The 6,117-nt window shown below is 46.7% G+C and carries 3 protein-coding genes; all 3 read right to left on the minus strand.

Annotation, left to right across the window (positions count from 1 at the left end; all coding sequences use genetic code 11):
• Nucleotides 1–33: 33 nt before the first annotated feature.
• On the minus strand, nt 34–2,232 hold the full coding sequence (gene uvrD, locus AC3A8L_RS01515; RefSeq protein ID WP_487960447.1) for a DNA helicase II: 2,199 nt from the start codon (nt 2,230–2,232) through the stop codon (nt 34–36).
• A gap of 321 nt (nt 2,233–2,553) precedes the next feature.
• Entirely contained in the window at nt 2,554–3,096 is a 543-nt protein-coding gene (locus AC3A8L_RS01520) for a hypothetical protein (RefSeq protein WP_487960448.1), read from the minus strand.
• A gap of 10 nt (nt 3,097–3,106) precedes the next feature.
• Nucleotides 3,107–4,849: a hypothetical protein gene (locus AC3A8L_RS01525; RefSeq protein ID WP_487960449.1), complete on the minus strand. Its 1,743-nt coding sequence runs from the start codon at nt 4,847–4,849 to the stop codon at nt 3,107–3,109.
• Nucleotides 4,850–6,117: the final 1,268 nt, after the last annotated feature.

Raw genomic sequence — 6,117 nt, forward strand, 5'->3', positions numbered from 1 at the left:
CGCAGGCATCGCACTTCAACTTACCCAGCCAAACTAACGCACAACGGCTTCAAGTTTTGCATACTGCATCATTAGCCATTTACTACCAGCCTCGGTAAAGGCAACATTAACGCGCGCGCCAGGCCCACGACCCTCAAACTGCAATATCACCCCTTCGCCAAACTTAGCATGCGTTACACGCTGACCTAACTTAAATTCACCGTCGCCTTCATCACTATAAGCCGCTTTTAAAGCGTTATCCTTACGTTGATTAACGACATTAACAGGCCGTGTGACAACAGATTTTAAGCGAACCTCTTGAATACATTTTTCGGGTATTTCACGAATAAAACGCGACAATGGGTTATACGTATCTGCACCGTATAAACGGCGGCTCTCTGCGTGGGTTAATACAAGTTTTTTCATCGCTCGAGTAATACCGACATAACACAGGCGGCGCTCTTCTTCTAAACCCTCAGCACTATCAGACGACATTTTATGCGGGAATAAATTTTCCTCTACTCCAGCAATAAACACCAAGGGGAACTCTAAGCCCTTTGCACTATGCAAGGTCATCATCTGCACCGCATCTTGGTATTCATCGGCCTGCTGTTCACCGGTACCTAAAGCGGCATTATCGACAAATTCAGCGATTGGCGCACGATCGGTATCTTCAGCATTAAAAGCCCGGCAAGCGTTCACGAGCTCTTGTAAGTTCTCAATTCTCGCCTGTCCGCGCTCACCCTTTTCCTTTTGATGAAAATCGTACAAGCCACTACCTTGGATAACATACTCAACTTGCTCAGCGAGCCCCAAACTATCGATACCACCTTGTAGCTGATCTAACAATGCCAAGAAAGCCTTAACACAGTTCGCTGCACGCGCAGGCAGCACACAGTTAGTCAGCAAAGCCACTGCGGCATCAAATAAACTGCACCCTTGCTCTCTTGCGGTGAAACGTAAAGCTTCTAGCGACTTTTCACCAATGCCTCGGGTCGGAGTATTGATCACGCGCTCAAATGCAGGATCATCATGACGGTTTAAAATAAGCCGCACATAAGCTAAGGCATTTTTAATTTCCATGCGCTCATAAAAACGCTGACCACCATGAATACGGTAAGCGAGGCCTTCTCGTAAAAAAGTCTCTTCTAATACTCGTGATTGTGCATTCGAGCGGTATAACACTGCGGCCGAAGCCAACGTGTTACCGTCTGTTTGCCACTGAGTTATGCACTCGGCAATATATCGAGCCTCATCCTGTTCGTTAAAGGCACTGTATAAATCGATAGGATCGCCATCGCCTTCCTGCGTCCATAACTCTTTACCTAAGCGGCTACTATTATTCTGAATAACCGCATTTGCGGCACCTAATATGGTATTGGTTGAACGATAGTTTTGCTCAAGCTTTGTTACTTCAGTATTCGGAAAATCTTTTTCAAACTGCTGAATGTTTTCAATTTTGGCGCCACGCCAACCGTAAATAGATTGATCATCATCACCGACGCCTGTCACCCAGCACGCATTGCCAGCCAAAACGCGCAACCAAGCATACTGCACACTGTTGGTATCCTGAAACTCGTCGACCAACAGATGCACGAAGCGATCTTGGTAGTGCTTTAATAGTTCCGGCGACGACAACCACAACTCATGTGAGCGCAGTAATAGCTCAGCAAAATCGACCAGGCCACTATTCTGACAAGCCTCTTCATAAGCGCTATAGATCATCTTCATTGTTGATGTATAAGGGTCGTGGCTATCTTGAATATGCTGGGCGCGAAGGCCTTCGTCTTTACTGCCGTTGATAAAGTATTGCGCTTGGCGGTGAGGCCACTGCTTTTCATCGATCTGTAGGGCTTGATAAACGCGCTTAACAACGCGCAGCTGATCATCGCTATCGAGTATTTGAAAATTCTCCGGCAGCTTAGCTTCGCGCCAATGCATTTTCAAAAGCCTATGCGCGATACCGTGAAAGGTGCCAACCCATAACCCACTGAAACGATTCGGCCCACCTGCATCCCCCAGCAGCTGTTGTAAACGCTCTCGCATTTCACTCGCAGCCTTATTGGTAAAGGTAACCGCCATAATTTGGTGAGGTGCCACGCCTTGCGCCTGAATCAGGTGAGCAATGCGATGCACTAGAACACGCGTTTTCCCGCTGCCAGCCCCCGCTAAAATCAATTGGTGGCAAGGGCTCGCACAGACGGCTTCGCGCTGAGGAGTGTTTAATGAGTCAGTAAGGTGTGTAATATTCATGGCGGCATTCTATAGGCTTTTTGCTGCGCCTACCAAAGCATCGCGACTATTTCATCAATTTAGGGGCGGGGCAATAATAGTTTATCCAATTAGACGAGGGTGCCTGCTTTCTCAGCAAGGCGCTCAAAGGGGCGCATGCCGGGGCATGTAACGCTTTGAGCAACGCTGTTGAGAGGGAAGGAGGCAAGTATTATTAAATAAAGTATTTTTTCCTCGGCCCTTAGACTAATAGCGCCCAGAATACAGCGGTATGAAAGTGCCCTAAAACAAAAAGGAATAACCAAAATGGCGGCAACTAGGCCGCCCTAAGCCATACAAAAACTAGCGAATCACCTCTGCAGCCTGCATTTCAATATAGGGCTTCGCAACTTTAGCCTTATGCTGAAAGGGAAGTTCTTTGGATCGGCCATCAAAAGCGATAGCTAAAGCCCGTGTCGTCTTCTGACCACTAACACCCGTATGCTCAACCCAAACATGCACATAAGACAGAGCGGCTGCCTGCGCAGCAACCTGAAGTGGCATAACAATGCGACGCTCTCCTTGCGCAGAGTAATTGAGCTGGCCAGAGACTGTAATCCCACCTCCTGACGCCACTTTAACAACTGTTGTCCCTAGTGGATGAGTACTGAGCTCAACCTCCAATGGAAGCACATCACCTTTGGCCAAGCTAAACTCAGCCGGGCTCATTAAGCGCACAGGTGCACCGGGTTTGGCGTAAGGCGTATTCGCCTGAGCCACACTGGCCGCCATGTGCGCTCGCCCCGTTTCAACAGCAAAGCTTTGTGCACTTACAATGCCAGCCATTAGTACGCATGCCGCCTTTAACGAACCCGAAAAACTCATTATTCCCTTCACCTTTGTCATAATCAACGCCTTAGTTAAGAGTCACGTTAAAGCAGACTAATCCGCCGGTACTATCATCCTCATCGGTATTAAAAGCATCATAAACATTCAATGCATATACCCCTTGCTCTAGCCGCTTATTCCAGCTTTCTGAATCAGCTGCCGGGCCCTCGCTAGCACCAGCCCAAGTTCCTTCGCGGTGCATTTGAAAATCGGGATCACTGGGCTGAATACCATTTTTACGCTGAGCAGCAATGGTGTAATTTCCCCCGGATGGCACTTCAAGCAATATGTAACGTCGCACTTCAAGGCCATTATATTCTTGAAGGTTATTGTTGCTGCAAGCCTCTACCGTACCGCCAGGGGCCAGGCGTTGATATATCGGCAAGCTGAAAGACACACTGCCCGTAGCCGTTTCACCCTCGCCATACATGCCAGTACCGACAATACGCTGATCAATTAACAACTCATTAATTTGAGCGCTACTCTCAGGCACAACCTTTTTTAAGACATCCGCGAAGGGGTAGATGGACGTATAGCCATCAAACGTCATGTAATCATTGTGTCGCAAGGCCGCCAAAATGGGCTCGAACCCTAAATTGATATTATCGCCACCCTCATTACCCCCATCAAATAAGTCATACAACACGGTATGAATAGCGCCCTCACTGTAGTAGCCGCCACCGAATCGATTGGTTTCAATATCAAAACCAAAACCCGATTGCTGTTGCCCGCCGGATGTATCTAAATAAGTTGGCTCACCACTACTCATCGCCGCAAACGCATTGCCAAAACCCTCACCAAAAGCCACGCGCATATCCACAGGCGCACCTAAATAATGAACGCCACCGATGCTTTCGCTACGTGATAACTTATCTTCCAGATAATGACCGAACTCATGCTGCACAACCGTGTTATCGAACTCATCTGTGTCGTTATCGGCATGGCCAAGAATATAAATGGCGGTAGCACCCGTGCTATATAGCGAGCTTCCTATATTCCCCTCACTAAAACCTCCCCCTACAGCCACATTATTCACACTCCAAAACACATCCAATGGCGGTAAATCTATCGAGGCGTCCGCAGCAAGCACCATAGCTAGACTATCGAATAAAGAATCGAGAATAGCGAAAGGAGCCGACTGCCGCTCAGTAGAATAGGATTGATTCACGAGGTTCCAGCCTAAGCTGGCATGTAAGTCCCGAGTTTGCTGCGCTGCACTACCCGATCCGGCCAAGCTGCCATCTAATACGTAAAGCGCATTATTTTGCGTATTATCCTTTACCGCTATCGAATAATTAGAGGCATCAAGCTGCGCTTTAACACGCACCTTAACCGCCCGATTTTGCGCTACGGTAAAAGCGTACTCGCCGTTTTGATCTGTCGTGATTGAAGCAATCACGACACTCAAGCTATCAAGTAACTCAACCGTAACGCCGCGCGCAGGCTTAATTTGCGCATTGGCATAATCTAAAAATATTTGCCCATTACCGTTAACTGTAGGTTTGACTCGGTCAAAAGTAACCATACCCCGCAGGCTCACCTCAGTTACCGCAACACTACTCACACTGCCACCAGAGCTGGTATTGGTATTTGAGCTACTATTGGCACCAGAGCTACTAGCGACCACCAAAGTAGAAGTGCTGGCAATAGTTGAGGGTTGATCCGGTGTACCGCCACCGCCACCGCAGGCCGTTAACCCCAAAAGAATCATCGACGGCAAGAGTACGCCCAGTGGTTTAGATTCATACCGCAAGCAATATTTTTTAATCATGAGATAACCACATAGTCAATGAACTCCAGCCGGCTTTAACCAGCGACACTTTAAGCTTCCATATCGGTATACGTACAAACCGGAACAACAGCCGACTTAAAAAATTAACCAGCACGTGCCCCAAACTCTAAACGAGTTAATCACGCCCCAGCCATCAAACCAAACCCAAAACCGGTTAGTGCCAAATAAGCCACACTTTCAAAGCTGACTTTGGCTTTACACTCTTGATATTAGCTCAAAATTCGACCAGATTTTTTTGCGAAAGAAAGCCGTGTATTGAATTTATGAATCGACCACAAGGCAAACAATGGATGCACAACCATGAAATCACTTAAGAACCTCTCCCATTTAGTGCACTAAATACTAGGTATATAGACCTCAAACCCTTATTAAACTTTTTTACTTCACACTAAAAAAAACAGTATTTTCATTAATTAAATGAAAAAAATATAAAAATCTATTTTTATTAATTTTTAGTTATATAAACAAAGTTCTAAACGGATTTTTAATGTGATAAACGGCTAGCATTCAACGCCCACTCTATCATTTACATGTAATCGTTTGATGGTAAAATGACTCGTGAAAAAATCAAGCGACTATGCTTATACCGCGCATGACGACGCACTCCATAGTAGCGATTCACAGACAACAAACCTTTCCAGTCAAAATTGGACTGATACTTGCTAAGTTTTCAATCGAAAAATGATTTCCGTCCGCCCGGAAGCGTTATTCCGTACTTTCAGTATCACGCTGCGCATAAACGTCCTGAAGATAACCAGCTTTTTAGTTGGCTATCTATTGTGATACTCAACAAGTGCTAGTGGCTTAACCTGTGGCGGTTGCCACAACCCCGAGCAACTCGGCTTATCACAGCCCGGCAGTATTGGCCGCCTAAGATTACCCGACGGTTCAATCATAGACAGCTGGCCGCGCTCGCACGACTTTGTACACATTAATGAACTGGGTGAGCTTTCACCAGGCATGCTTGAAGTGTATTTGCCGATTAGGCAGGCAGGCTTTGAAGCGTTAATGAATGAATATTAATCATCACTCATTTTGCTAGAAAATAAAAAGGGCCTGCAATTGCAGGCCCTTTTTTTGTGAGTAAAACCGCCAAACGACTAAGGGGCGAGGCAATAATAGTTTGTCCAATTAGACGAAGGCGCCTGTTTTCTCAGCAAGGCGCTCGAAGGGGCGCATGCCGGGGCCTATAGGACATAGGTCATTAGGGCAGCCCTTTCAAGGTGAAATAAAAACCATCGTGGATT

It is taken from the genome of Marinagarivorans sp. (genome assembly GCF_982758155.1).